We start from the raw sequence: 26,556 nt of genomic DNA, 5'->3' as shown, positions 1-26,556 counted from the left end.
TCAGATGTCGCCGGGCTGGTGGCCGATCCACCCGCACACCCGCCCGGCGATGTCCGCCGGAGTCAGGCCGATGTCGGCGTGGATCCGGTCACGCGAGCTGTGATCCAGAAACTGTTGCGGCACACCGAGATCCCGGCACGGAACGTCGACGCCACCGGCTCTGAGCGCCGCCGAGACGGACGCGCCGATACCGCCGTGCAGGCCGCTGTCCTCGAGCGTGACGACCAACCGGAAGTCCGCCGCGAGCTTGACCAGCGAGTCCGGCACGGGCAGAACCCATCGGGGATCCACCACTGTCGCCTGCACACCGCTCGCGGCCAGCTCCGCCACCGTGTCCAGAGCCAGGGACGCGAACGGACCGACAGCGACGAGCAACACGTCCGCCTGCCCCTCCGGCTCGTGCAGGACGTCGACGCGATCGTCGAGTCGACGAACTGCCTGGATGTCGGCGGGGATCGCACCCTTGGGGAACCGCAGCGCTGTCGGCCCGTCGGACACGGCCAGAGCCTCGCCCAGCTCCTCGCGCAGCGTGGCGCCGTCGCGCGGAGCTGCGACCCGCATGTTCGGCACGATGCCGAGCAGCGACATGTCCCACATTCCGTTGTGGCTCGCTCCGTCGGACCCCGTGACGCCCGCTCGGTCGAGAACCAGCGTGACGGGGAGTTTCAGCAGCGCGACGTCCATCAACAACTGGTCGAAGGCGCGGTTGAGGAACGTCGAGTAGATCGCGACGACGGGATGCAGTCCGCCCAGGGCGAGCCCGGCCGCGGACGTCAGCGCGTGCTGCTCGGCGATACCCACGTCGAAGAACCGATCGGGGAACTGTTCGCCGAACGCAGCGAGACCTGTCGGGCCCGCCATGGCCGCGGTGATCGCGACGACGTCCGTCCGTTCGGTGCCCAGCGCGATCAGCTCACGCGAGAACTCCGACGTCCAGTCCGGCGCCGAGATGCTGGTCGCCAGACCGGTCAGCGGGTCGATGACACCCGTGGAATGCATCTGATCGGCGACGTCGTTCTCGGCGAACGAGTAGCCCATGCCCTTGCGGGTGACCGCATGCACGATCACCGGACCGCCGAATGCCTTGGCTCGACGCAAGGCCGATTCCAGAGCCGCCTGGTCGTGGCCGTCCACCGGTCCCAGGTACTTGATCCCGAGGTCGGTGAACATGACCTGCGGGCTGATGGCGTCCTTGAGGCCGGCCTTCATCCCGTGCAACATCGCGTAGGCGGCCGAGCCGACCACGGGGAGGTTCTTCACCATGTGCCGACCTGTGTCCAGCGCGCGCTCGTAGTTCGGCTGCAGGCGCAGAGTCGCGAGGTGATCGGCGAGGCCGCCGATGGTCGGAGAGTAGGAGCGGCCGTTGTCGTTCACGACGATCACGACGGAGCGGTCCTTGCCGGCGGCGATGTTGTTGAGCGCTTCCCAACACATACCGCCGGTGAGAGCACCGTCTCCGACGACGGCGACGACATGGCGATCGCCTCGGCCGGTCAGCTGGAAGGCCTTGGCCAGGCCGTCGGCGTAGGACAGGGACGCCGACGCGTGCGAGGACTCGACCCAGTCGTGCTCGCTCTCGCTACGGGACGGGTAGCCCGACAGGCCACCCTCCTTGCGCAACGAATCGAACCGATCAGCTCGACCGGTGACCATCTTGTGGACGTAGGCCTGATGACCGGTGTCGAAGATCACGGGATCACGGGGCGAATCGAAGACGCGGTGGATGGCCAGAGTCAGCTCCACCACACCGAGATTCGGCCCCAGGTGGCCACCTGTCGCGGATACTTTCTCGACCAGGAATCGGCGGATCTCGGCGGACAGCTCCGCGAGCTCCTCGGGGCCGAGAGCGCGCAGGTCGCTGGGCTCGTGCACGCGATCGAAAACACCCAACGAAATCGCTCCCTCTCCAGAAGTGCCTGACGCTCACCGGGCAGGACGCACGGTGAGCAGGCGAGTTCTCACGAGTCTACGTGGAGGCCGAACGGCGGGTTACCGTACGAGCGCCGATTCACGGCGCAACCGGGAAGAGTGGTGACGATGACCGACGTGGTGCAGCAGATCCTGGAGGAGGTCCACGCGATGTGTGTGGCGGATACCTCCGGCGCCGTCGCCGACTACATCCCCGAACTCGCGGCAGCCGACCCGGATCGTTTCGGCATCTGCCTCACGACAGCGGACGGCCACGTCTACGAGGTCGGCGACACGGACGTACCGTTCACGATCCAGTCGGTCTCGAAGCCCTTCACGTACGCGCTGGCGCTCTCCGACAGGGGCGAGGACGACGTGGCGAGTCGCATCGACGTCGAACCGTCCGGTGAGCCGTTCAACGAGATCAGCCTGGACCCGGTGACGGAACGGCCGCGGAACCCGATGATCAACGCCGGGGCGATCACGTCCGCGTCGCTCGTCGCCGGCGACACGCCGAGCCTGCAGTTCGGCCGCATCCGGGAGTCGTTCTCGCGCTACGCCGGTCGGGAGCTGACAATGAACGCGGCCGTCCACGCGTCCGAGTCACGCACCGGACACCGGAACCGAGCCATCGGTCACATGCTGCGCTCGTTCGGCATCATCACCGACGATCCGGACTCGACCGTCGATCTCTACTTCCGGCAGTGCTCGCTGGATGTGACGTGCCGCGACGTCTCGATCATGGCCGCCACGCTCGCCAACAACGGTCTCAACCCGTGCACCGAGGTGCGCGCTCTCGATCCCGTCCTCGTCGAGCGTGTGCTGAGCGTCATGACGACCTGCGGGATGTACGACGGCGCCGGGGACTGGGTGAACCGCGTCGGTCTTCCCGCCAAGAGCGGTGTCGCGGGCGCCGTGATGGCCGTCCTGCCCGGCCAGCTCGGCATCTCCGTCTTCTCCCCCCGGCTGGACGCACACGGCAACAGCGTCCGCGGCGTGATGGCCTGCCGAGAACTGTCGCGGAGGTTGGAGCTGCACTTCCTCCACGTCGGACGCGCCGCGCGCAGCGCGGTGCGAGCCGAGTACTCCGTCGGCGACACACCGTCGCGTCGGCGTCGCACCGCGGCGGAACAGGAAACTCTCGCCGCCCGCGGACGTCGGGTGCGTGTGTTCGAGCTACACGGTGACCTGCTGTTCGCAGCGGCGGAGAGCGTCGTTCGAGCCGTGTCGACGGCTGTCGACCAGGGTCGCGACGCCGGCACGGCGATCGACGGCGTGATCCTGGACATGCGCCGGGTCGACGACGTCAGTGGTGTCGCACGATCGATGCTCGATGCACTCGCGGCCGGGCTGCGACGCGAGAACTGCGCGGCCGTTCTCGTCGATCCGCGGTCGACGATGGCACACACGGTGTCGTCGCTGTCCGAGCACGACGGGACCGGCAGAGTGTTCGACGATCTCGACTCCGCCCTGCGATGGGGTGAGGACACCGTCCTCGATCGATGGTGCGGCGGCGCGCGTCAGCCGACCGAGGTGACGCTCGACGAGCATCCGATCATCGCCGGTCTGGACGAGATCCACCGCCGTGCGGTCACCTCGCGGACCACCGAGGCGCGGTACGACCGAGGTACGGTCATCGCCCGCATCGGAGACCCACCCCTGGGCCTGGCGATGGTGCTGTCGGGCCGGGTGGCGGTGGACTTCGTTCTCCCGGACGGCACCGTGAGGGCCGTGTCGACACTGTCGGCCGGCATGAGCTTCGGCGAGATGCCCCTGGTGCGCCGCTCACCGTTCGGACTGCGGATCACCGCGGCGAAGGACACCGAGGTGGCACTGCTGAGTCCGAAAGACTTCGACGCACTCACCGAGACCGACCCGCACGCCAAGTCCGCACTGCTCGAAATTCTGCTGGACCGTGCCTACGAGCAGGCGGAATCGATCGTGGCAGCGCTCCGGCGCTCGGGAATCGTCTGACGCGTCAGGCGTCGAGCGTGACCGCGGCGATGGGGGTCGTGGTCGGTGCGTCGGACCCGGACTCGGGCTCCACCGTCACCGCCCACGTCGTCATGCCGTCGAGTCCGCTCACGACATGTTCGTCGGCGGCAGTCGCGGACGACTCGGGAACGAGTCCGGCCGGACGAGGTGCGGGATCGCTGCCGATCAGCCACATCTCGAAGACCTTGCCCTCGCCCGGAGACGCCAGCCCGTCCAAGGTGACGACGGCAGCATCCTGCGAACGGGACCATCGCACCGTCGCGGTGCCGCCGCCGGCGACCTCGACCGTGCTGGACCGCACATCGTCCGATGCGAGCACCTGGGACGTCGGGGACGACGACGGTCCGGACAATTGTTGGGTCACGACGGTTCCGCCGACACCGACGACCACCACGGCCGCGGCGGCGGCAGCGAGAACGCGGAAACGCTTCCGTCGGCGATCGTCGAGCGAGACGACGGGCGCGAGCTCCGGGCTCGGATCGCCGGACGGCTCCGACCGGACACGGTCCTGAGGTGTCGACTCGAGGGCGTCCAGAATGCTCGACCGCAAAGTCGAGGGAGGTTCGGCGGCGGACGTCGCCGCGGAGAGCGCCATCGTCTCGTCGACGGAGGCGACGATGCTCTCGAACCAGGCACGGGTCGCGTCGTCGGACCGCGCGAGGCGACTCTCGATCTCCGCACGCTCCGACAGGCTGACAGCGTCCAAGGCATAGGCGTAGGCGTCGTCCACCACGGATGTTTCGTCGTCGTCGCGACGATGGCGACCGATCTCGTCACTCACCGGTGTCCACCCCCAGACAATTCTTCAACTTGATCAGTCCATCTCTGATACGGGACTTCACCGTCGGGACGGCGACGCCGAGACGCTCGGCCACTTCCCGATAGGTCAATCCGCTGTAGTACGCCATGCGGACGGATTCGCGCTGCGTCTCCGTCAAGGTGTCCAGGCACCGGACCACGGACTCCGACTCGAGCGTCTGGGTCACCGACTCCAGAACCTGGTCGTGTGCGGGGCTGTGCGTGGAGGATCCGTAGAGCGCTTCACGGTCCGTTCCGGACTGTTCCGACCGGACCCGGTCGACGGCGCGGCGGTGGGCCAGCGTCATCATCCACGCGAGCGGCGAGCCCTGGGCCGGGTCGTAACGGTCGGCCGTCTTCCAGATCTGCAGGAACACTTCCTGAGCAGTCTCTTCGCTGAAACCGGGATCCCTGAGGACTCGCAGAACCATGCCGAACACACGCGCCGAAGTCGCGTCGTACAGGTCCGCGAACGCGCGTCGATCACCGTCGGCGACGCGCGCGAGCAGTCCCCGGAGCACGTCCGCCTCGGCGAGTCGTCGTCGCTTGAGATCCGGATCGGGCACCGGACACGACGGATCGGAGACGGACTCGCGACGGTGTCGCGCGTCGGACGAGCCGGCGTCGTCTGCGGTCGTTCCCTCGGCACTCACAGTGCGCAGGCCGTCCGCGAAGAGTTTCTGGTCGAGTTCATCGACCATGAGACTAGTGCTCATCGATCGCACATCCTCACTACCTCGATGATCTCGCTCGCCATGTCGCCGCCTCGTACGTCGAAAACGAGCGTCGCGACCTTCCACAACGTGATTCGTCACCGGTGCCGACACGGATCGGTAGACCCGTACGCGGCAGAAAACCCGTTGCGTCGACACGAACCCTGCGTCACGATTCGCGGCGAAGTCGATACCTCCGATTTCCGGACATACCGATGAATTCGGGCTGCCGGGAGAGTCAGGACACTCATGACGACGACACGAGAGACCGCTATCGAGGCGGACGGGTTGATCAAGAAGTTCGGGGACACCGTCGCGGTCGACGGCGTCGACCTCTCGGTACCGCGCGGCGGTGTCTACGGCGTGCTCGGGCCCAACGGGGCCGGGAAGACGACGACGATGCGCATGCTCGCCACCTTGACCGGCATCGACGGTGGTCGGGCACGTGTGCTGGGCCACGACGTCGCCACCGAACCGGACGCCGTGCGCTCGAAAGTGGCGTTGACAGGCCAGTTCGCGTCCCTCGACGAGGACCTGACGGGAGGCGAGAATCTGGTCCTGCTCGGTCGGTTGTTCGGATTCACCCGTCCGGCGGCGCGTGACCGCGCCGAGCTCCTGCTCCACGTCTTCGATCTCGTGGAGGCCGAAAAGAAACAGGTCAAGACGTACTCGGGCGGGATGCGTCGTCGTCTCGACATCGCGGCGAGCCTCCTGGTCACACCCGAACTGATGTTCCTCGACGAGCCGACCACGGGGCTCGACCCTCGCAGCCGTAACCAGGTGTGGGAGATCGTGAGGTCACTCGTCGCGGGTGGCACCACGGTGTTGCTGACCACGCAGTACCTCGATGAGGCCGATCAACTGGCCGATCGGGTCGCGGTCATCGACCGGGGCAAGGTCATCGCCGAGGGCACCACGGCGCAGCTCAAGGCGTCGGTCGGCACGGGGTCCCTGCACGTCCGCGTCGCCGACGCGGTGCAGCGCGACGATGCCGCGCGGATTCTGCGGTCGACGCTGGGGACGGACGTCACGCAGGAGTCGGATCCGTCGACTCTGACGGCCCTCGTCGACGACACCGCACTGGTCGCCCGCGCCCTAAGTGCGCTGACCGAGGCCGGGGTCGACGTGTCCACCTACGCCCTCGGGCAGCCGAGCCTCGACGAAGTGTTCCTGGCTCTGACCGGTCGCACCACCGAACTGGAGGCATCCTGACATGACGACCACGAACGATCCGACCACCGCACGCGTGTCGGCGCCGACCATCGCGGACCTGCTGCGCGATTCGGGTCCGCGACCGCCCCGGCCGTCCTCGACGTCGGCAGCTCTGTCCTTCGGCTGGCGGGCACTGCTGAAGATCAAGCACGTGCCGGAGCAACTGTTCGACGTCACGATGTTCCCGATCATGTTCACGCTGATGTTCACGTTCCTGTTCGGCGGCGCGCTCGCCGGCTCCACCAGCGCCTACATCCAGTTCCTACTACCCGGAATCCTGGTCCAGACGGTGGTGATGATCACCATGTACACCGGTATGACCTTGAACAAGGACATCGAGAAGGGCGTCTTCGACAGATTCCGGTCGCTGCCGGTTTGGCGTCCGGCGCCGCTGGTCGGGGCTCTGCTCGGGGACGTGGTTCGCTACACCCTGGCCTCGACGATCGTTCTCGCGCTCGGCCTGGCACTGGGATTCCGTCCCGCCGGCGGTGTCGTCGGCATGGCGGCGTCGGTGGGGCTCCTGCTGGTGTTCTCGTTCTGCGTCTCGTGGGTCTGGACGATGTTCGCCCTGATGCTGCGCAGCGAGACGGCTGTCATGAGCGTGTCGATGTTGGTGCTGTTCCCGCTGACGTTCGCCAGCAACATCTTCGTCGACCCCACCACCATGCCGGGCTGGCTGCAAGCCTTCGTGTCGGTCAACCCGGTCTCGCACCTGGTGACGACGCTGCGAGGGTTCGCCGACGGGGTGATCGACACCGATGCCCTCATGTGGACGGGGATCTGGTCGCTCGGCCTGCTCGCCGTCTTCGGACCCGTCACGATGCGTCTCTACAACGCGAAGTGAGTCAGCGGACGAACAGTCCTATGCACTCGACGTGGCTGGTCATCGGGAACGCGTCGAATGCCGCGAGGTTCTCGAGGCGGTAGCCGTGCGAGAGATACAGGCCGGCATCCCGTGCGAAGGAGGCCGGGTCGCAGCCGATGTGCACGATGCGACGCGGCTGCGCCCCGGCGACGGCGGCGACGACCTGCTTGCCGGCGCCAGATCGTGGCGGGTCCAGGACGACGACGGACGGACCGGCGGGGAGAGTCGACACCGCGCGCTCCACCGGCGCCGCCTGCATGGCCACCCAGGGAAGGTCGGGCACCGCGGCGCGGCCGTCCACGACGGCCTTGTGCGAGAACTCGACGGCCGCGACAGCACCCGTCGAACCCACCTGCTCACCGAGAGCCGACGCGAACGTCCCGGCTCCCGCGTAGAGGTCCCACGCCGTGTCGCCGCTCTCGGCCCCCGACCACGCGCGGACGACCTCGCCGTAGCGGGTGGCCGCGGCCGTGTGGGCCTGCCAGAACCCCGAGGAATCGACGGTCCACTGCCTGGTTCCGACGCGCTCGACCGCGCGGCCGGTGCCCTCCTTCACGCGGTGCGCTCGGTCCCCGGACGACGCGGCTCGACGTGACGACGCTCCGCGGCGGCCCGTGTCGGCACGCACCCGACGCGCCGGCGCCGGCGCGATCTCGACGACGTGCCGCACCCCGTCGGCGTCGATCGCCACGGCGAGATCCGCATCGGGTGTCCACGTCCGGTCGGCGAGACCGTCGTACATGCCCGGAACGGCCTGCGGGCAGGCAAGGTCGGTGACGATCTGCGAACTACGGAGACGATGGAATCCCGCTCGGCCGTCGTCGTCGACTCCGAGACGGATGCGTGTCCGCCATCCGGTCTGCTCACCCAGCGACTCGACCTCGACGGTTCGCGTGATGCCGGCGACGCGGTCCAGTTGCTCCGCCACGACGGACGCCTTGATGTCCCGGACGGCCTCGGCCGTACCGAACGAGAAGTCGCAGCATCCCGAACCGCCGGGGCCGGCGATCGGACACAGCGGGTCGATCCGGTCCGGCGACGCCTCGATGATCTCGACGGCGTCCGCCCGGCAGAACGACTTGCCCTGATCCTCGCTGACCTGCGCACGGACCAGCTCTCCGGGCAGGCTGTGACGGACGAACATCACTCGTCCGTCGTGGCGTGCGACGCAGAAACCTCCGTGACCCGGCTTGCCGACGCGGACCTCGATCACCCGGCCCACCCACGAATCGATCACGTGTCCGACCGCCGTCGATCGGCCGTGGACTCGTACCCGCGTCGTGACGATCCCGGGGCGTTCTCGAGCGTCTCGCGCTTCGCGCGTTCCGAGGAGTTCAACTGCCACGGCACGCTGGTGACCATCACGCCCGGCTGGAACAGCAGCCGACTCTTCAGGCGCAGGGCGCTCTGGTTGTGCAGCACCTGCTCCCACCAGTGCCCCACCACGTACTCGGGGATGAACACGGTCACCACGTCACGCGGCGAATCCCGCTTGACCCGGCGCACGTAGTCCAGCACCGGCTTGGTGATCTCGCGGTACGGCGACTCGACCACCTTGAGGGGAACGCTGAGGTCGCTCTTCTCCCACTCACGGACCAGTTCGCGTGTGTCCGTCTCGTCGACGTTGACGGTCACGGCCTCGAGGGTGTCCGGCCGCGTCGCACGGGCGTAGGACAACGCGCGCAGCGTCGGGCTGTGCAGCTTGGACACCAGCACGATGGAGTGGGTGCGGCTCGGGAGGACGCCGTCCCATTCGAAGTCGGCGAGCTCCGTGGCCACCGAGTCGTAATGCTTGCGGATCAGCTTCATCAACCCGAAGATGCCCACCATCGCGACGATGGCGATCCAGGCCCCGGCCAGGAACTTGGTCAGCAGGACGATGATCAGCACCGCACCGGTCATGCCGAGGCCGATGCTGTTGACCACGCGTGAGCGCTGCATCGATCGGCGCTGCACGGGGTCGGTCTCGGACCGCAGCAATCGCGTCCAGTGCCGCACCATGCCGGTCTGGCTGAGGGTGAACGAGACGAACACTCCGACGATGTAGAGCTGGATCAGCTTGGTCACCTCGGCGCCGAACATCACCACGAAGAAGATCGCCGCGGCCGAGAGGAACAGGATGCCGTTGCTGAAGGCCAGGCGGTCGCCGCGCGTGTGGAACTGGCGAGGGAGGAACCTGTCCTGCGCCAGGATCGATCCGAGCACCGGGAAACCGTTGAAGGCCGTGTTGGCAGCCAACACGAGGATCAGGGCAGTGACGATCGTGATGAAGTAGAAGCCCGGAGTGAAGTGTCGGAACACCGCTTCCGCGAGCTGCGCGATCAGCGTCTTCTGCTGGTAGTTCTCCGGCGCACCGATCAGCTGCGTCGCCGGCTCCGCCGCGTACTTCACGCCGATCTTCTCCGCGAGCACGATGATGCCCAGCAGCAGCGTCACACCGATCGAACCGAGCAACAACAGCGTTGTGGCGGCGTTGCGTGACTTGGGCTTCCGGAAGGCCGGGACACCGTTCGAGATGGCCTCGACACCCGTGAGCGCCGCACATCCGGAGGAGAAGGCGCGGGCGAGGAGGAACGCGAACGCGATGCCGTAGAGGTGACTGTCGTCGGCCTTCAGCTCGAAGTCGGACGACTCCGCCGACACGTCGTCACCGAGAACGAAGACCTGGACCAGACCCCAGATCAACATGACGAACATGCCGACCATGAACGCGTAGGTCGGAATCGCGAACGCCGTTCCCGACTCGCGGACACCCCGCAGGTTGATGGACGTGATCAGCACGATGGCCGCCACGGCGAAGAGCACCTTGTGCTCCGCGACGAACGGGAGCGCCGACCCGATGTTGGATGCTGCTGCCGAGATGGACACCGCGACGGTCAGCACGTAGTCCACCATCAAGGCGCTGCCGACAGTCAGTCCGGCCGTGGGGCCGAGGTTGGTGGTCGCCACCTCGTAGTCGCCACCGCCGGACGGGTAGGCGTGCACGTTCTGGCGATAGCTGGCCACGACGACCGCCATCACGACGGCGACCGCGAGGCCTACCCAGATGGAGAACGAATACGCCGAGATTCCGGCGACGGAGAGAACCAGGAAGATCTCTTCGGGCGCATAGGCAACGGACGACATGGCATCGGACGCGAACACCGGGAGAGCGATTCTTTTGGGCAGGAGCGTATGTCCGAGCGTGTCGCTACGGAACGGCCTACCCAGCAGCAGCCTCTTGGTGGCCGTCGAAAGCTTGGACACATCGCAAAGAGTAAGCCGTACCGGGCTCGACCGAAGGGCAGGGTGACCGATAGCGTTGCCCGCAGTTACCGACACCGTGTTCGAGAACCCCGAATGGAGCGTCTGTTGTACGTAGTCGTCATGGGGTGTGGTCGGGTCGGGTCGTCGCTCGCCGGCGCCCTCACCCGCATCGGCCACGAGGTGGCGGTCATCGACCGCGACCCCACGTCGTTCCACCGTCTCGGCCCCGATTTCACGGGCCGCCAGGTGGTGGGCATGGGATTCGACAGGGACGTGCTCATCGAGGCGGGGATCGAGAAGGCCGACGCGCTGGCCGCAGTGTCCTCGGGTGACAACTCCAACATCATCTCCGCACGCGTCGCCCGGGAGACGTTCGGCGTCGAACGCGTCGTCGCCCGGATCTACGACGCGAAGCGCGCAGCCGTGTACGAGCGCCTGGGAATACCGACCGTGGCGACCGTTCCGTGGACGACGGATCGCTTCCTGCACACGCTCATCCACGACAACGAGCTGACCAAGTGGCGCGACCCGTCCGGCAGCGTCGCCGTCGCCCGGCTCGACATCGGCGAAGGATGGGTGGGCAAGGGCGTCACCGCACTCGAATCCGCCACCAAGGCCCGCGTCGCGTTCATCATCCGCTTCGGGACGGGTCTGCTTCCCGATCGTAAGACTGTCCTCCAAGCGGACGACGAGGTCTGGATCGCCGCCGTCGACGGCATGGTCGCCGAAGCCGTTGCGCTCGCGAGCAACCCGCCGCCGGAGGACTGAGCGCAGTGCCGAGCATGTCCCTGGCCGCCCGAAATCGGTGCGGCCACCACCCGTTCAGTAGCCGTCACACCATGCGAAGGACTGTGCAGTGAGAGTCGCCATCGCCGGAGCGGGAGCCGTGGGTCGGTCGATCGCACGCGAGCTCCTCAGGTCCGAGCACCATGTCCTGCTCATCGAGCGCAAAGCCGATCACGTCGACCCCTCGTCCGTCACGGCGGCCGAGTGGGTTCACGCCGATGCCTGTGAGCTGGCCACCCTCGAAGCCGCCGGAGTCGAGTCCTACGACGTGGTCATCGCCGCGACCGGTGACGACAAGGCGAACCTGGTGCTCAGCCTCTTGGCCAAGACGGAGTTCGGCGTCGACAGAGTGGTCGCGCGCGTCAACGATCCCCGCAACGAGTGGCTCTTCGACGCGTCGTGGGGCGTCGACGTGGCGGTGTCGACTCCCCGGATGTTGGCGTCGCTGGTCGAGGAAGCGGTGTCCGTCGGAGATCTGGTGCGCCTGATGACCCTGCGTCAGGGCAAGGCGAACCTCGTCGAGATCACCCTGCCGGCCAACACTCCCCTGGCCGGGAAGCCGGTCCGCAAGATCACGCTTCCGAGGGACGTCGCGCTGGTCACCATTCTCCGAGGTGGACGAGTGATCGTTCCGGAGAAGGACGATCCGATCGAGGGCGGAGACGAACTGCTGTTCGTCACCACCGTCGACGTCGAGAACGAACTGCGCGAAGCGCTCGGCCTGCTCCAGCGGTAACCCGGAGCGGTGTCAGGCCTGGTCCGGCGTGGCCGTCTCCGTGGTGGCCTCGGCGACGACGGCGTCGGCACGTCGGACGGCCCAGAACGTGATGGCGAACGCGACGGCGGCCAACGGCCATCCCATGGCGATGCGGGCCACGGCGAGCCAGCCGGTCTGGTCGGAGTCGTAGAGCTGGGACTGGACGACGTACCGAGCGACGAAGACCAGCACCCACGCGGCCGTCGCGACGTCGTAGGCACGCACGGCGGCCGTGTGGTCGCGCCATGCCTTCCCGGTCCCGTTGAGGAAACCCCAGACGATCCCCACGAGCGGACGTCGCACGAGGATCGAGACGAGGAATACTCCGCCGTACGCGAGGGACGTGTAGATGCCGAAGAGGAAGTATCCCTTCGCATCTCCGGTGCGGTAAGCGATGAACGCGCAGATCGCGACTCCGAAGAAGCCCGAGATGGCGGGTTGGATGGGGTCCCGCTTGATCAACCGCCACACGAGGATGGCGACGGCGAGTCCCAGCGCGGACCAGATGGCCGCTGTGAGACCTGCGAGCGAGTTGACCGGTACGAAGACCAGCACCGGCAGCGTCGAGAAAACGAGTCCGCTCACGCCGCCCAGATGGGACAGCACCGTCTCGGGCGCCTCGGCCTCGGTGGTGACAGGGTCGGATGCCACGTGGCCGGAATGCGTGTCCTCGGATACGGGATCTTTCGGCGACTCGCTCATGGGAGTCCAGGGTGCCAGACGGCGACGCCGTCCAGCGACACTAGTCCTCGGTGCGCAGCTCGTAGTAGGGGTTGTAGATGACCTTGCGGCCTTCTCGCTCCCCCACCCGTCCACGGACGAGAAGCTGTGTGCCGGATTCGATTCCGGCGATCTTGCGTCGGCCGATCCAGATGAGGGACATCGTGTCCGTCCCGTCGAAGAATTCGGCCTCGACGATGGCGTTGGCGGCCTTGCTGCATGTCTCGACGCTGCGAAGACGGCCCACCATGGTGACCTCGTCGCCGCGCGTGCAATCGCAGGCGCGTTGTGCGCCCGACGCCTTCGACGCCGACTCCATCTCCTCGGCATCGAGTTGTTCGATGTCCTCGGTCAACTTCCGAGCCATTCGGCGGAAGTATCCTGCGGCAGCGGGTGCCATGAGTGCTCCTGGAGCGGTTGCGCGGACCGTCCGCGGCTGGGGTTTTCGGTTCTGTCAGCGCCACTGTAGACCTTTTGCGACACCCCGGACACACGCGGCCACGCCAGTCGATGAACGTCACAGGAAGATGCGGAAACCATGGAACCAACACTGGTCGTGATGCTGCCGGGAACGGGCTCCGACGCCCGATTCGTCGAGGACTCCTTCACCGACGCGGTGACATCACGGGGGTGGACGCTGCGCGCCGTGGACCCGGACCCGAGGAACGTCGTCGCCGGGTACCGGGACGCGCTCGACGCCGCAGCGCACGAGCGACGCGGGCCGCTCGTCGTGGGCGGTGTGTCCCTGGGCGCCGCCGTCGCCGTGCAGTGGGCCCTCGATCATCCCGATCGGGTGACGGGCGTCGTCGCGGCCATGCCGGCCTGGTCCGGGCCGGCCGACGGATCACTCGCCGCGGTCAGCGCGTCGACCACGGCGCGGGCGTTGCGCGACCGGGGCCTCGAGGCGACGCTCGCGGACATGGCCGCGTCGGCACCCGCCTGGTTGTCGCGGACCTTGACTCGCTCGTGGCGGGCCCAGTGGCCGGATCTCCCCGTCGCGATGGACGACGCCGCCGCGTACGTCGCTCCGACCGCGGCGACTCTCGGCACACTGGCCGTCCCTGTGGGCGTGGTCGCCGCGGTGGACGACCCGATCCACCCTCTTCAGGTGGCCGAGCACTGGCACGGCGCGTTCCCGCGAGCGCGGCTCGAGACGTTCGCGTTGGCCCTGCTGGCGTCGGAACCGGGCGAACTGGGCCGCAGGGGGCTCCGCGCGCTCGATCGAGCGCGCGAGCAGGCCTGACCGGGGTCAGTCCAGCTGCTGCATCGCCGAGCCACCGGGTCCGCGACGGCGCCGGACGTCGTCCTCGGGATCTGCAACGGGTGCCGGAGACTGCTGGGCGGGTGTGGGCTGGGCGGGTGCGGGTGCGGACTGGGCTGCCTGTGCCTGCGCCGCCGCCATCTGCTGCTGCTGGGCTGCGGCGAGCTGCTGCGCGAGAGCCTCGGGCAACGTGATCGGCAGAGGAGTGCGGACCGGGTGCGGGTCCGTCCCGCGATCGACGATCGTGCCGGCGATCACCGCGCGCGCCTCCTGGACCAGTGGCGATGATGCGTCGACGCTGCCGGCCGGGCCCGTCGCGACTCCGCGGATCATCCAGCGGTACCCGTCCACGCCGATGAACCGGAGGTCGCCTCCCGCGGTCGAGCCGACGACCTCGCGGCCCCACGGGCCGGTTTCGATGGAGACGTTCGCATTGTCCCTGCGCAGGGTGTCGGCCAGTTCCGTCGCCACGTCGCGCCACTGTCCGGGTGACTTCGGAGCTGCGAAGGCTGCCACCGTGATGCGACCGTTCGGTGTCACGACGTGCACGGCCTGCGGCGCGCCGGCCTGCGTCATCTCCACCTGCAGCTGACCGCCGGCGGGGAGGGGCAACAGGACTGAACCCAGGTCGAGCCGACTCGCGGCAGCCTTCGCACGGTCGTCGTCGAGGTCCTCCAGCGACCACGGCCCCGATCCGTCACCGGCCGAGCCGTCGACCTCGTCGAGCTCGTCGACCTCGTCGATGTCCGCGACCTCGGCAACGGTCGTCTCGTCGGCCGGGAGGTCGGCATACTTCTTCTTGCGTCCGAACATGCTCAGTTCTCCTTCTCGGCCGCGAGGACGGCATGTCCTCCGCTGGAGCCGTATCCGCCGGCACCACGCGCGGTGGTGTCCAACTCGGTGACTTCGACGAACGTAGGCAGCTCCACTCGCTGCACGAGCAACTGTGCGATGCGATCGCCGCGCTGCAATTCGATGGGCGTCCGCAGATCGTGATTGATCAGGCAGACCTTGATCTCTCCCCGGTACCCCGCGTCGACCGTTCCGGGAGTGTTCACCACGGACAGACCTGCACGGGCCGCCAGCCCCGATCGCGGGTGGATGAGCCCCACGGTGCCGATCGGGAGCGCCACCGCGATGCCGGTTCCGACCATCGCGCGCTCACCGGGAGCGATCACCACGGCTTCGGTCGCACACAGATCCACACCGGCATCACCGTCGTGCGCCCTGGTGGGAAGCGGGATTCCGGGATCGAGCCGCTTCACCGACACCGTCGTGACGCGGTCGCTGTCGTACGGCGACGCGGCGCCTGTCGGGGACGTCTCGAACTCGGGCTCACTCACGTCGGTCGAGATTACTCGGTGCCTGTGGCGGATCCGCCGGACTCCGGGGTTTAGCGGGCAGTCTCGCCGGACCACTACTCTGGAGGTGTGTCCGACGTAGCCCCCGAACGAAGTGCCCGGTCCACGGGCGAGACCGTCATCTACAGCGAACGACTGCGAGTCCCCGTCTGGTACTGGGTCGCTGCCATCGGTGTCGCGGTGATTCTCTCCGCCGAGGTGCACATGGGATCGCCGGGCGTGATGGCGTGGCTGCCCTACGTCGTCCTGGTTCCGTTCGCCGTCTGGGTGGTGTCGTACCTGGGTCGCATGCGCGTGATGGTCGTCGACCGCGACGGCGAGCGACTACTGCTCGCGGGCAAGGCCACTCTTCCCCTGTCGGTGATCGACCGGGTCGCCGAGGTTCCGGGAACCGCCAAGAGCGCGGCCCTGGGACGCCAGCTCGATCCCGCGGCGTTCGTCCAGCACAGGTCGTGGGTCAAGCCCATGGTGCTCGTAGTCCTCGACGATCCGAGCGATCCCACCCCGTACTGGCTGGTCAGCACCCGTGATCCGAGTGCGGTGGCTGCGGCGTTGTCTCCGCAGCCACCCTCGTAGAGCCGGTACTCAGGCCGCGCAGTCGCGGCACATGAGAACGCCGCCGTTGTCGGTCGCCAAGCGCGAGCGGTGGTGCACCAGGAAGCAGCTCGAGCACGTGAACTCGTCGGCCTGCTTCGGTACCACTCGTACGGACAGTTCCTCGCCCGAGAGATCGGCGCCCGGAAGTTCGAAGGACTCCGCGGTATCCGTCTCGTCGATGTCGACGACAGCGGACTGTGCTTCGTTGCGTCGTGCCTTCAGTTCTTCGAGCGAGTCCTCCGAGACGTCGTCGGACTCGGTGCGGCGCGGTGCGTCGTAATCGGTAGCCATTGTGTTTCCCCTTACCTTCCTACTGAGACCGGGTTCCCCGTATCTCTTTCGATCGCCTCAATGGGGATGTGCAAGACGTCGACCGCTTCTTGTTCGACGAACTCGTCCTCGTGTCGGACTCACACCCTCGGATTCGATGTGGGTCGTTCGCTGTCCTCGACTCGTGTTCGTCACAGAACATCGATCCGGTCGTAGTTCTTCCCGGTTTCCACCGATGTAACTCCGGTGTCCCTCACCTGTCCGCTCACCTATTCGCAGCCGTCGCCCTTCCGGATGACGGCCATGATGTGCGGTGGCCGGGCGTGCCGTGTGAACGTCCACTGCGGTCGAAGAGCCCGACCGAGCCGTGTGTTCGATCCTCCGGGCCGCCAGACAATAGCCGACCGTGACCCCCGATGGAAAACACCCTGCTCCCACCGCGTGTCACGGCCTCCGAACGGTGCTGCAGACCTGCACTTGTCCCACTGTCATCCGCCCCAACGCACGCAGTGTCCCGTCCGTTCCCGGACGCCGTGCGTCGCGCGTCACAGGCGGGTGGCTCCCACTACAGTGATCGGGACACGCGGTCGGGACATCCCGCCGGCGCCATGCATCAGCAGAAGGGCACGCTTCCGTGGTCTCACTCATCACTCACGGCTCGTCGACGGACGACAAGGGTCGGCCGTTCGCCCACCGTCGTCCCGCCCCGATCCTCATCGTGCTTCTCGTCCTGGCGCTCGCCGGCGCCGCGGTGTGGATCCGCGTGTTGACCGCGACCGAGACCAGCACGGACGCCGTGGCGTGCAACGCCCCGCAGGCCCCCTCGGATCCGGCCGCACCCGCCCCCGCGGAACCCGGCACCAAGGTCGACGCCACGGTGGTCACCGACACCCAACCGGCGCCGCTGGCGAACACCCGCGTCCGCGTGTTCAACGCGAACGGTCAGGGCGGGCAGGCTGCCGAGATCGCGGCGGACCTCAGCGATTTCGGATTCGCGAGCGCTCCGGACGTCCAGGTCGGTAACGACCCGGTCTACGTCGACCAGAACATGCAGTGCATCGCCCAGATCCGCTTCGGGCCGGCCGGTATCGCGGCCGCCGGAACGGTCGCCCTGGTCGCGCCGTGCGCGGAATTCGTCCAGGACACGCGCGAGGACGACACGGTCGACCTCGCACTCGGTACGAACTTCCGTGCGCTGCAACCGAACACGGACGGCGAGGAGGTCGTGCGCTCACTCGCCGACGTGGCTCCGGGTGCACCTGCTCCCACCCTCGACATCGACCTGCTGGCCGCCGCCCACACCGTCGACTGCTGACGGTCAGCCCTTCGGAATCGCCTCTCGCCCACCGAGTCGCACCAGCAGCTCCACGAACTTCTCGGACACACCCGCGGCGACGGCGACGGTCACCTCGCCGTCGTCGCTCCTCGAATGCGGGGACGGAGTGATCACACGCGCCCCGGCCTCGGCCGCGATGAGCGCTCCCGCTGCCCAGTCCCACGGGCTCAGGCCGTGCTCGAAATGGGCGTCGACACGGCCGGCAGCGACCATGCACAGGTCGAGCGCCGCCGACCCGATGCGGCGGACGTCCCGAACCTCGGGAAGCAGGTCCGCGATGATCGCCCCCTGGCGACGTCGACGCGCCGAGTCGTAGCCGAACCCCGTCGCCACCAACGCCAGCGAGACGTCGTCGATGTCGTTGGCCTGCAATCTTTTCCACTCACCGCCGTCCTCGGATTCCCACGCGCCGGATCCGGTGGAGGCCGCATAGGTCCGACGCCCGACGACGTCCTCGACAGCTCCGGCGACGGACGTGCCGTCGATCTGGGCCGCGACGGAGACCGAGTAGGCCGGGATGCCGTAGAGGAAGTTGACGGTGCCGTCGATCGGATCGAGGACCCACCGGACACCGGACGGGGCGACCGAGTCTCCGCCACCCTCCTCGCCCAGGACGGCGTCGTCCGGTCGCAGACGCGACAGCAGGTCACGGATGACGTGTTCGGTTTCGGTGTCCACCACCGTCACGGGATCGGTGGGGGTCGACTTGGACTGGACGGCGTCGGCGGCCACGTCGACCTCCTGCCCGAACAGTCCACGACCGAACACCTCGGGCCGCCGGCGACGGACGTGCGCGCCGGCCTCGCGGGCGATGTCGACGGCGATGCGTCGCAACACCTCCGGATCCAGCGATGTCGCGGAGTCGTCCCGGGGCTCGCCCGTATGCGAAGTCACCCGTCCATCCGAACACATCCGACCCTCGATCGGTACGCCACCGTCGGCTGCCGGACGTCGCGTGACCACGGCTACGGGAAACAACTACTGTGATTCTCGCGCACCAGGATCGACCCCGACACGCCGTCCAGCCACGCTCACGCACGCCACCAGGAGTTCTGCCATGACGAACGACCAGCCAGCACCCGGTCCGGTGTCCATCGCCGACAAGACCGGCTCGCATCCCGAGGGACACGGCTTCGGCGTCGACGTGGGCGGAAGCGGCGTCAAGGGCGGCATCGTGGATCTGTCGACGGGCGAACTGGTCGGTGAGCGTTTCAAGATCGAGACTCCCCAGCCGTCCACACCGAAGGCCGTCGCCGAGACCGTCACGACGATCGTGGAGCACTTCGACTGGAAGGGCGACGTCGGCATCACGTTGCCGTGTGTGGTCACCGGAGGCGTGGCGCGCACCGCGGCCAACGTCGACAAGGGGTGGATCGGCACCGACGCCGGCGCCCTGTTCCGTGAGCACCTCGGCGGTCGGTCGGTGACGGTTCTCAACGACGCCGACGCCGCCGGGATCGCCGAGGACAAGTTCGGTGGCGGCAAGGATTCGAAAGGCGTCGTCATTCTGCTGACCTTCGGAACCGGGATCGGATCGGCGATCCTGCAGAACGGCATCCTGCTGCCCAACACCGAACTCGGCCATATGGAAGTGCACGGCAAGGAAGCGGAGCACCGCGCCGCGTCGTCGGTCAAGGACGACAACGGTCTGTCCTACAAGGCGTGGGCCAAGGAGGTCTCCCTCGTCCTCGAACGCATCGAGGATCTGTTCTGGCCGGACCTCTTCATCGCGGGTGGCGGTATCAGCCGGAAGGCCGAGAAGTGGATCCCGTTGCTCACCAACAGGACGCCTGTCGAGGCCGCGACACTGCGCAATGCTGCCGGCATCGTCGGTGCCGCACTGGCCGCGCAGTCGGGCGTAGCGCCCTGACCTGCGGCGACGACCTGGCGCGTCCCGAGATGTGATCCGAGCATCACCCGTCGGGCATCGGGAACTTCGCGGCCGTCGCGCGCGTTGGTGCTGCGTACTCGCGGCGGTCGTTACAATGGTCCACGCCCCGGCTTCACACCGGGAAATCCACAGACCTCTCCGCCGGAAGAACACTCTGGCGTGACGCCGCACGACACCGTCACGAAAGGGCGTACGTGGCAGCCACCGATATCCGTCTCCCCGCTGATCCCCGGCCGACCTCCGGTCTGCCCGCAGAAACCGAGTCCGCGACCGGCAACGAGAGCGCGTCGACCGACGGAACCGCGGCCGGCATCGCACCTGCGAAGGCCCCCGCGAAGAAAGCCGCGCCCCGCAAGGCCGCGGCCAAGAAGGCTGCGCCTCGCAAGGCCGCAGCGAAGAAGACTGCCGCCAAGAAGGCGACGGCCCCTGCCGGCGACGCACCCGACGACGCGGACGAGCCGACCGCGGACATCGCCGACCTCGACGTGCCGGAAGGCGAACTCGCCGCCGAGTCCGATGTCGTGGAGGTCGTCGCCGTCGGTGACGAGGCCGAGGACGACACCGCGACCGACCCCACGCCCGAGGACAAGGCGTCGGGCGACTTCGTCTGGGACGAGGAAGAGTCCGAAGCGCTGCGTCAGGCTCGCAAGGACGCGGAGCTCACCGCATCCGCAGACTCCGTGCGTGCCTACCTCAAGCAGATCGGCAAGGTTGCCCTCCTCAACGCCGAGGAAGAGGTCGAGCTGGCCAAGCGCATCGAGGCCGGTCTGTACGCCGTGCAGCTGATGGCCGAGTCGACGGAGAAGGGCGAGAAGCTCCCCGTCGCCCAGCGCCGTGACATGAACTGGATCTGCCGCGACGGAAACCGCGCCAAGAACCACCTCCTCGAGGCCAACCTGCGCCTCGTGGTCTCCCTGGCGAAGCGCTACACCGGCCGCGGCATGGCGTTCCTGGACCTCATCCAGGAAGGCAACCTGGGTCTGATCCGCGCAGTGGAGAAGTTCGACTACACCAAGGGCTACAAGTTCTCGACGTACGCCACCTGGTGGATCCGTCAGGCCATCACCCGCGCGATGGCCGACCAGGCCCGCACCATTCGCATCCCGGTGCACATGGTCGAGGTCATCAACAAGCTCGGTCGCATCCAGCGTGAGCTCCTCCAGGATCTGGGCCGCGAGCCCACTCCCGAGGAACTGGCCAAGGAAATGGACATCACTCCCGAGAAGGTGCTGGAGATCCAGCAGTACGCTCGCGAGCCGATCTCCCTCGACCAGACCATCGGCGACGAGGGCGACAGCCAGCTCGGTGACTTCATCGAGGACTCCGAAGCGGTCGTTGCCGTCGACGCGGTCTCCTTCACGCTGCTCCAGGATCAGCTGCAGTCCGTTCTCGAGACGCTGTCCGAGCGCGAAGCCGGCGTGGTCCGTCTCCGGTTCGGCCTCACCGACGGTCAGCCGCGGACCCTCGACGAGATCGGTCAGGTCTACGGAGTGACGCGTGAGCGCATCCGTCAGATCGAGTCGAAGACCATGTCCAAGTTGCGTCACCCCAGTCGCTCGCAGGTTCTGCGCGACTACCTGGACTGACCTCCAGTCCGATCGGACCACCTCACCCGGCGGCGACGAACGTCCCGTCGTCGCCGGGCAGGTAGGGCTGCACGTCGACCACCGCAGTGAGCGGGATCGGTCCGTAGGCGTGCGGGAACAGCATCGATTCGGGATCGCCGGGAACGCCCGGCTCCCACTCCAACCGCGCGTTCAGCCGTGCGGGTTCCACTGCCAGCAGCACGATGTCGCGGCGCCCGGAGAACAACCGGTTGGCCGGAAGATGCACCTGCTGCGGTGTCGACAGATGCACGAAACCCTGCTCCTGCAGCGACGGCGGTGCCACCACGCCCGCAGTCACGCTCTCCTGCCACTCCGCCTCTGTGCACATGTGGACGAGTATCTCGGTCATCGTGGTTCCTTCTCCGGTGTCGGGTGCGTGATCGTGTCGTGGTCGGGGACCGCTCGCCGTTCGATTCCGCTCAGCACGACGGCGACCACCACCAGTGCGATGCCGAGGAGTTCCCCGGCGGACGGCACCTGCCGCAGCACCACCACGCCGACCACCGTGGCCGTCGTGGGGAGCAGAGCGAGCAGGAGCGCGAAGCGTGCGCGGCCGACGGTCCGCAGCACGACTTGATCCAGCGCATACGGGATGACACTGGACATGACTCCGACGCCGAGTCCGAGCAACCACGTCCACGGGGTGAGGAAGACGCCGGCGTCGTCGAGGATCTGTGGCGTCAGCGCCAGCGGGGCCAGCACGACCGACGCGACGGCCATCCCGACCGCCAGGGAATCCAGTCCGTCACCCGCATCGGCGACGCTCTTCCCCAGCAGGATGTATCCGGCCCACAGTCCCGCGGCGAGCAGCGCGAACCCGACGCCGGGCAGTCCGACATCGAACCGCGCCCCGGCCACCAGCGCGACGCCGGCCACGACCAGAAGCAGTGCCGCCACGTCACGGGCGCGCCGCGAGCCGAGCGCTGCCACCAGGACCGGCCCGAGGAATTCGATCGCCACCGCGGTGCCCAACGGGATTCGCGCGATCGCTTCGTAGAACGCGAGGTTCATTCCCACGGTGACGACGCCGAAGCCTCCGGCCACAACGATGGTCCGCCGCGTCCATCGCGTCCGCCAGGGTCGACGCCAGGCCAGCAGAACCACCGCGGCGCCCGCGGCGCGCAGCCACGCGACGGCGGCAGGTGAGGTGGTGTCGAACAGGAAGACCCCGATGGCCGCGCCGAGGTACTGGCACACTGCGCCGACGACGAAGACGAACGGCACCGACCACGGAGGGAACGCGCGGGTCGACCCTGCGCGCCGTGTCGTCCCCGTCTCCACCACACGAGCACCGTATCCATCGACGCCGACACGGCGCCCGGCGACCGGTCGTCGCCCGGCCGTTTCTGCCCTGAGCGAACGGACATCGACCGATACCGGCTCGACCAGTGTGTTTCGTGTAAGTGACAACACACAGTTACCTGCGTGGGAACAACGCACGAAGCCCGTACGTCTGTAAGAGTGAACGAACCGCGTCGAACCGACGTGGCGGACCGACCCCAGGACCGTGAAGTCACGGTCAGTACGGAGGAGTCATGCCCGGATTGTTGACCGACACCACCCTCACCGCTGCCGACAGGTGTGATCGTTGCGGAGCGGGAGCACGGGTTCGCGCCGTACTCCCCGGCGGTGGAGAACTGTTGTTCTGCCGCCACCACGGGAACGAGCACGAAGCTCGTCTGCTCGAAATGAACGCGACGATCGTCGCGGATGCGGATTCCGACGCCATGGCGTGATTCACGTGTGACCACGGTCCGACTCCTGAACGACACGCGAAGGGCGATCACCATCACGGTGATCGCCCTTCGTCATGCCTGCAGGGTTCTGGGCAGAGCGGTGGTCACCACGCCCGCAGGGCAGCGATCCGTTCGGTCAACTGCTCTGCCGTGGCGATGGCCGTCGGCGGTCCCCCGCAGGTGCGACGCAGTTCGCCGTGGATGATGCCGTGGGCCTTGCCGGTCCGGTGATGCTGCATGGCGACGAGGCCGTTGAGCTCCTTGCGCAGCTCGGCGAGACGCGCCGCGTCAGCACTGCGACCCGACGGCGGAAGCGACACCGGGGGCGGAGCGGTCTCGGGTGTCGGGGTGGCCAGCTGGGAGTCCTGACGCTTGCGGAGCAACGCGCGCATCTGATCGCCGTCGAGCAGGCCGGGCAGACCCAGGTAGTCGGCTTCGTCGTCGCTTCCGGAGAACGTCGCGGTGCCGAACGACGACCCGTCGTAGATCACCTGGTCGAGCTCCGCGTCCGCGCCGAGCGACGTGAACGCTTTCTCGTCCTCCCCCAGCTCGTCCTTCTGCTTGTTGGCGTCGGCGAGGAGATCGTCGTCGAGTCCGTCCTTCTCCCGGTGCGGCTTGCCGATGACGTGATCACGCTGGGCTTCGAGCTGACTGGCCAGGTCGAGCAGGACCGGCACCGACGGGAGGAAGACGCTTGCCGTCTCGCCCTTGCGACGGGAACGCACGAAGCGACCGACGGCCTGGGCGAAGTAGAGAGGCGTCGAGGCGCTGGTGGCGTAGACGCCGACAGCGAGGCGCGGTACGTCGACGCCTTCCGACACCATGCGCACGGCGACCATCCAGCGGGACGTTCCGGCGCCGAACTCGGCGATCCGGGCCGACGACGTCGTCTCGTCCGACAGCACCAGCGTGGGCGTCTCCCCCGTCACCGCTTCGAGGATGCCCGCGTAGGCGCGTGCCGTCGTCTGGTCGGAGGCGATGACCAGTCCGCCGGCGTCGGGGATACCGCCCACCCGGAGCTGGTGCAGACGGGTGTTGGCAGCCGTCAGGACCGACGGAATCCACTCACCCGAGGGGTCGAGGGCGGTGCGCCATGCGCGAGCGGTCTGTTCGGCGCTCAGCGGCTCACCGAGTCGCGCGGCGAACTCTTCGCCCGCGTTGTTGCGCCAGCGCGCTTCTCCCGAGTAGGCGAGGAACACGACCGGGCGGACGACGCCGTCGGCGAGAGCGTCCGCGTAGCCGTAACTGTGGTCCGGACGCGAGCGCGGAAGTCCCTCGTCGTCGGGCTCGTAGTTCACGAACGGAATGGGGCTGTCGTCGCTGCGGAACGGAGTTCCGGTCAACGCCAGGCGACGTGTGGCGTCACCGTATGCCTCCCGGATGCCCTCGCCCCAACTCTTCGCGTCGCCGCCGTGGTGGATCTCGTCGAGGATCACCAATGTCTTGCGATTCTCGGTCCGCACGCGGTGGCGGGTGGGGTGCGAGGCCACCTGTGCGTACGTGACGACGATGCCGTGGAAGTCGGTCGACGTCTGACCCGTGCTGTTGGAGAACCGTGAATCGAGCGCGAGACCGACGCGCGCGGCTGCCTCGGACCACTGGTGCTTGAGGTGCTCGGTCGGTGCGACGACGGTGATCTGATCCACAGTGCGGTCGCTGAGCAGTTCGAGTGCGACCCGGAGGGCGAACGTCGTCTTTCCGGCACCGGGCGTCGCCACCGCCAGGAAGTCCTGCGGTCCGGCCGACAGGTACTTGGTCAGCGCCCGCCTCTGCCAGGCTCGCAGCGGCGGAGGGGTGACACCCGACTGCGCGGCCACCGGCAAACCTGCTGCGCCGCCGAGCTTCTCGCCTGTCTCGGCTGTCATGAACGTCCTTCGATCCGAACATCGTCCGGCGAAAGGATGTGGTCCACCCGTGGCATGGAACTCCCGTTCGGTTCGTCGTCTCGTGTGCACATCCGTCGGCCAGCGTATCGCGGACACCGGCACGGAACCCAACCCGCAGATCACCCGCGGGACGGTGCCGACACCGCGAATTCGCACGATCGTTCGCGACACACCCGGCGGTCGGGCATGCCTGCCGCAGCCCGGTGGGCCATGCTGGAGGTCATCATGGACTCCCCCGCCGACACATCCGACGCGGCAGACTCCGACCGCACGTCGGGACCTGTCGCGGGCAGACCGCTGCGCACAGCGTGGCGCGTCGTCGCGCGGACCGCGGACAAGGCGTGGGACGACTCGATCTTCGGTAAATCCGCCACGGCCGCGTTCTGGCAGACGCTCTCGCTGCCGCCCCTGGTGCTGGCGCTGTTGGGAAGTCTGACCTACATCGCCGGATGGTTCGGGCCGGACACCCTCGACATCATCGAATCGAAGATCGTCACCTTCAGTTCGACATTGTTCAGCGACAACGTGGTGGACGAGATCATCGCCCCCACCCTGACCGACATTCTCAACAGCGGTCACGGCCCGGTGGTGTCCGTGGGCTTCCTGCTCTCACTGTGGGCCGGGTCGTCCGCCATCTCCACCTTCGTGGATTCCATCGTCGAGGCACACGGGCAGCAGGACGCGCGCAACCCGATCTGGCAGCGCATCTTCGCGTTGCTGCTCTACGTGGCATTCCTGGTCGTCGCCGTGTTCGTGCTGCCCCTGGTCGCACTGGGCCCCACGATCGTCGGGCGGGTCCTGCCGCCGTCGTGGTTCGAGATCGGCTCGCGAGTGATCGACGTCGCGTACTACCCGGGCGTGGGACTGCTGCTGATCGTGGGCCTGACGACGCTGTACAAGGTGGCGCTGCACAAGTCCCTGCCGTGGCATCGCCTGCTGGGCGGGTCGTTGCTGGCCGGCGTGTTCTTCATGCTCGCGAGCGCCGTCCTGCGCAGTTACCTCGGCTGGGTCACCGGCACCGGATACACCTACGGCGCGCTCGCAGCACCGATCGCATTCCTGCTCTTCACGTTCTTCCTGGGGTTCGCCGTCGTGTTGGGCGCAGAGTTCAACGCGACCGTCCAGGAGTTCTGGCCGGCGCGCGCGACTCGACTCGAACAGGTGAAGGGATGGATCGCCGACAAGGCGACAGACCCGAGTTCCACCGCGGCCACCGCACTCGGGCGCCTTGCCACCGGCCCGATCCGCATCACTCGTGCGGATCGGACCGGAGACGACACCGGGTCGGCAGCCCCAAGGTCGACAACTTCGGGGTCGACAACGTCAGGGTCGACAACGTCGGGTGCGGGTCATTCGCCCTTGCGCAAGCCGTCGTAGACCTTCTTGCAGTCGGGGCACACCGGCGAGCCCGGCTTGGCCGACTTGGTCACCGGGAACACCTCCCCGCACAGGGCGACGACGTGGGTGCCCATCACCGCGCTCTCCGCGATGCGGTTCTTCTTCACGTAGTGGAAGAACTTCGGTGTGTCGTCGTCGGTCGTTTCGTCGGTACTGACGTCGGGACGTTCCTTGGTCTGCGTGCTCATTCATCGATTATGACGTGTGTTCCCG

The 26,556-nt window shown here is 67.7% G+C and carries 27 protein-coding genes; 12 read left to right on the top strand and 15 right to left on the bottom strand.

What is annotated here, in order from left to right; genetic code table 11:
* On the bottom strand, positions 1 to 1,890 hold the full coding sequence (gene dxs, locus AC0IX4_RS11715; protein ID WP_042572664.1) for a 1-deoxy-D-xylulose-5-phosphate synthase: 1,890 nt from the start codon (positions 1,888 to 1,890) through the stop codon (positions 1 to 3).
* A gap of 147 nt (positions 1,891 to 2,037) precedes the next feature.
* On the opposite strand from dxs, the gene glsA reads away from it, so the two are divergent.
* Entirely contained in the window at positions 2,038 to 3,882 is a 1,845-nt protein-coding gene (glsA, locus tag AC0IX4_RS11710) for a glutaminase A (protein ID WP_042572741.1), read from the top strand.
* A 4-nt stretch (positions 3,883 to 3,886) separates the two neighbouring features.
* Here the strand turns inward: glsA and AC0IX4_RS11705 are convergent, their stop codons facing one another.
* Complete coding sequence (locus AC0IX4_RS11705) at positions 3,887 to 4,684, bottom strand: anti-sigma factor (protein WP_052493059.1); 798 nt, start codon at positions 4,682 to 4,684, stop codon at positions 3,887 to 3,889.
* The gene (locus AC0IX4_RS11700) at positions 4,677 to 5,402 is read right to left on the bottom strand and encodes a sigma-70 family RNA polymerase sigma factor (protein ID WP_327212907.1); all 726 of its coding nucleotides are present in this window, start codon (positions 5,400 to 5,402) and stop codon (positions 4,677 to 4,679) included. The genes AC0IX4_RS11705 and AC0IX4_RS11700 overlap by 8 nt, the downstream gene beginning before the upstream one ends.
* Before the next feature lie 261 nt (positions 5,403 to 5,663).
* On the opposite strand from AC0IX4_RS11700, the gene AC0IX4_RS11695 reads away from it, so the two are divergent.
* Positions 5,664 to 6,626, top strand: a complete 963-nt coding sequence (locus AC0IX4_RS11695) for a daunorubicin resistance protein DrrA family ABC transporter ATP-binding protein (protein ID WP_042572663.1) — start codon at positions 5,664 to 5,666, stop codon at positions 6,624 to 6,626.
* Position 6,627: 1 nt separating this feature from the next.
* On the top strand, positions 6,628 to 7,470 hold the full coding sequence (locus AC0IX4_RS11690; protein WP_042572662.1) for an ABC transporter permease: 843 nt from the start codon (positions 6,628 to 6,630) through the stop codon (positions 7,468 to 7,470).
* A gap of 1 nt (position 7,471) precedes the next feature.
* On the opposite strand, the gene AC0IX4_RS11685 is transcribed toward AC0IX4_RS11690, so the two are convergent.
* Both AC0IX4_RS11685 and AC0IX4_RS11680 read right to left on the bottom strand, forming a co-directional pair.
* A complete protein-coding gene (locus tag AC0IX4_RS11685; RefSeq protein ID WP_471829032.1) occupies positions 7,472 to 8,728 on the bottom strand; it encodes a class I SAM-dependent RNA methyltransferase in 1,257 nt (418 codons plus the stop codon).
* Complete coding sequence (locus tag AC0IX4_RS11680; protein ID WP_042572660.1) at positions 8,725 to 10,737, bottom strand: APC family permease; 2,013 nt, start codon at positions 10,735 to 10,737, stop codon at positions 8,725 to 8,727. The genes AC0IX4_RS11685 and AC0IX4_RS11680 overlap by 4 nt, the downstream gene beginning before the upstream one ends.
* 105 nt (positions 10,738 to 10,842) lie before the next feature.
* Between AC0IX4_RS11680 and AC0IX4_RS11675 the strand changes: the two genes are divergently transcribed.
* Positions 10,843 to 11,505, top strand: coding sequence for a potassium channel family protein (locus AC0IX4_RS11675; RefSeq protein WP_042572738.1), 663 nt, complete (start codon positions 10,843 to 10,845; stop codon positions 11,503 to 11,505).
* Between the two features lie 88 nt (positions 11,506 to 11,593).
* Complete coding sequence (locus AC0IX4_RS11670) at positions 11,594 to 12,259, top strand: potassium channel family protein (protein ID WP_042572659.1); 666 nt, start codon at positions 11,594 to 11,596, stop codon at positions 12,257 to 12,259.
* Between the two features lie 12 nt (positions 12,260 to 12,271).
* On the opposite strand, the gene AC0IX4_RS11665 is transcribed toward AC0IX4_RS11670, so the two are convergent.
* Complete coding sequence (locus AC0IX4_RS11665; RefSeq protein ID WP_471829031.1) at positions 12,272 to 12,982, bottom strand: DUF3159 domain-containing protein; 711 nt, start codon at positions 12,980 to 12,982, stop codon at positions 12,272 to 12,274.
* A 40-nt stretch (positions 12,983 to 13,022) separates the two neighbouring features.
* Positions 13,023 to 13,400 carry an OB-fold nucleic acid binding domain-containing protein gene (locus AC0IX4_RS11660; RefSeq protein WP_042572658.1) on the bottom strand — a complete coding sequence of 126 codons (378 nt, stop codon included), beginning with the start codon at positions 13,398 to 13,400 and terminating at the stop codon, positions 13,023 to 13,025.
* A 138-nt stretch (positions 13,401 to 13,538) separates the two neighbouring features.
* Between AC0IX4_RS11660 and AC0IX4_RS11655 the strand changes: the two genes are divergently transcribed.
* Positions 13,539 to 14,243, top strand: a complete 705-nt coding sequence (locus AC0IX4_RS11655) for an alpha/beta fold hydrolase (RefSeq protein ID WP_471829030.1) — start codon at positions 13,539 to 13,541, stop codon at positions 14,241 to 14,243.
* 6 nt (positions 14,244 to 14,249) lie between these two features.
* On the opposite strand, the gene AC0IX4_RS11650 is transcribed toward AC0IX4_RS11655, so the two are convergent.
* Positions 14,250 to 15,074 carry a DUF3710 domain-containing protein gene (locus tag AC0IX4_RS11650; RefSeq protein WP_471829029.1) on the bottom strand — a complete coding sequence of 275 codons (825 nt, stop codon included), beginning with the start codon at positions 15,072 to 15,074 and terminating at the stop codon, positions 14,250 to 14,252.
* Positions 15,075 to 15,076: 2 nt separating this feature from the next.
* Positions 15,077 to 15,532, bottom strand: coding sequence for a dUTP diphosphatase (gene dut / locus AC0IX4_RS11645; protein ID WP_042572736.1), 456 nt, complete (start codon positions 15,530 to 15,532; stop codon positions 15,077 to 15,079).
* Between the two features lie 159 nt (positions 15,533 to 15,691).
* Between dut and AC0IX4_RS11640 the strand changes: the two genes are divergently transcribed.
* Positions 15,692 to 16,198 carry a DUF3093 domain-containing protein gene (locus AC0IX4_RS11640; protein ID WP_042572655.1) on the top strand — a complete coding sequence of 169 codons (507 nt, stop codon included), beginning with the start codon at positions 15,692 to 15,694 and terminating at the stop codon, positions 16,196 to 16,198.
* Positions 16,199 to 16,207: 9 nt separating this feature from the next.
* Here AC0IX4_RS11640 and AC0IX4_RS11635 read toward each other — a convergent pair whose 3' ends face one another.
* Positions 16,208 to 16,510, bottom strand: coding sequence for a DUF4193 domain-containing protein (locus tag AC0IX4_RS11635; protein ID WP_042572654.1), 303 nt, complete (start codon positions 16,508 to 16,510; stop codon positions 16,208 to 16,210).
* A 613-nt stretch (positions 16,511 to 17,123) separates the two neighbouring features.
* On the opposite strand from AC0IX4_RS11635, the gene cei reads away from it, so the two are divergent.
* Entirely contained in the window at positions 17,124 to 17,804 is a 681-nt protein-coding gene (gene cei, locus AC0IX4_RS11630; RefSeq protein ID WP_056074645.1) for an envelope integrity protein Cei, read from the top strand.
* A gap of 3 nt (positions 17,805 to 17,807) precedes the next feature.
* Here the strand turns inward: cei and AC0IX4_RS11625 are convergent, their stop codons facing one another.
* Complete coding sequence (locus AC0IX4_RS11625; RefSeq protein ID WP_471829313.1) at positions 17,808 to 18,737, bottom strand: inositol monophosphatase family protein; 930 nt, start codon at positions 18,735 to 18,737, stop codon at positions 17,808 to 17,810.
* A 145-nt stretch (positions 18,738 to 18,882) separates the two neighbouring features.
* Here AC0IX4_RS11625 and ppgK point away from each other — a divergent pair, with 145 nt between their 5' ends.
* Positions 18,883 to 19,695: a polyphosphate--glucose phosphotransferase gene (ppgK, locus tag AC0IX4_RS11620; RefSeq protein WP_056074643.1), complete on the top strand. Its 813-nt coding sequence runs from the start codon at positions 18,883 to 18,885 to the stop codon at positions 19,693 to 19,695.
* 266 nt (positions 19,696 to 19,961) lie between these two features.
* A complete protein-coding gene (locus AC0IX4_RS11615; RefSeq protein ID WP_471829312.1) occupies positions 19,962 to 21,302 on the top strand; it encodes an RNA polymerase sigma factor in 1,341 nt (446 codons plus the stop codon).
* Positions 21,303 to 21,324: 22 nt separating this feature from the next.
* Here AC0IX4_RS11615 and AC0IX4_RS11610 read toward each other — a convergent pair whose 3' ends face one another.
* Positions 21,325 to 21,672 (bottom strand): DUF952 domain-containing protein, encoded by a 348-nt coding sequence (locus AC0IX4_RS11610; protein ID WP_042572650.1) that lies wholly within the window; start codon positions 21,670 to 21,672, stop codon positions 21,325 to 21,327.
* Positions 21,669 to 22,604 (bottom strand): EamA family transporter, encoded by a 936-nt coding sequence (locus tag AC0IX4_RS11605; protein WP_471829311.1) that lies wholly within the window; start codon positions 22,602 to 22,604, stop codon positions 21,669 to 21,671. The genes AC0IX4_RS11610 and AC0IX4_RS11605 overlap by 4 nt, the downstream gene beginning before the upstream one ends.
* Before the next feature lie 254 nt (positions 22,605 to 22,858).
* Here AC0IX4_RS11605 and AC0IX4_RS11600 point away from each other — a divergent pair, with 254 nt between their 5' ends.
* Positions 22,859 to 23,059 (top strand): DUF7455 domain-containing protein, encoded by a 201-nt coding sequence (locus AC0IX4_RS11600; protein ID WP_042572649.1) that lies wholly within the window; start codon positions 22,859 to 22,861, stop codon positions 23,057 to 23,059.
* 104 nt (positions 23,060 to 23,163) lie between these two features.
* On the opposite strand, the gene AC0IX4_RS11595 is transcribed toward AC0IX4_RS11600, so the two are convergent.
* Positions 23,164 to 24,924 carry a DEAD/DEAH box helicase gene (locus tag AC0IX4_RS11595; protein WP_471829028.1) on the bottom strand — a complete coding sequence of 587 codons (1,761 nt, stop codon included), beginning with the start codon at positions 24,922 to 24,924 and terminating at the stop codon, positions 23,164 to 23,166.
* Positions 24,925 to 25,131: 207 nt separating this feature from the next.
* Here AC0IX4_RS11595 and AC0IX4_RS11590 point away from each other — a divergent pair, with 207 nt between their 5' ends.
* Complete coding sequence (locus AC0IX4_RS11590; RefSeq protein ID WP_442970424.1) at positions 25,132 to 26,322, top strand: YihY/virulence factor BrkB family protein; 1,191 nt, start codon at positions 25,132 to 25,134, stop codon at positions 26,320 to 26,322.
* Here the strand turns inward: AC0IX4_RS11590 and AC0IX4_RS11585 are convergent.
* The gene (locus AC0IX4_RS11585) at positions 26,295 to 26,531 is read right to left on the bottom strand and encodes a DUF3039 domain-containing protein (protein WP_027505173.1); all 237 of its coding nucleotides are present in this window, start codon (positions 26,529 to 26,531) and stop codon (positions 26,295 to 26,297) included. The two genes, AC0IX4_RS11590 and AC0IX4_RS11585, sit on opposite strands and share 28 nt — an antisense overlap.
* Positions 26,532 to 26,556 lie beyond the last annotated feature (25 nt).

The sequence above is a fragment of the Rhodococcus sp. AC861 genome, from assembly GCF_979256035.1.
The sequence above is the reverse complement of the archived record's forward strand: the minus strand, read 5'-3'. Positions and strand labels throughout refer to the sequence as shown.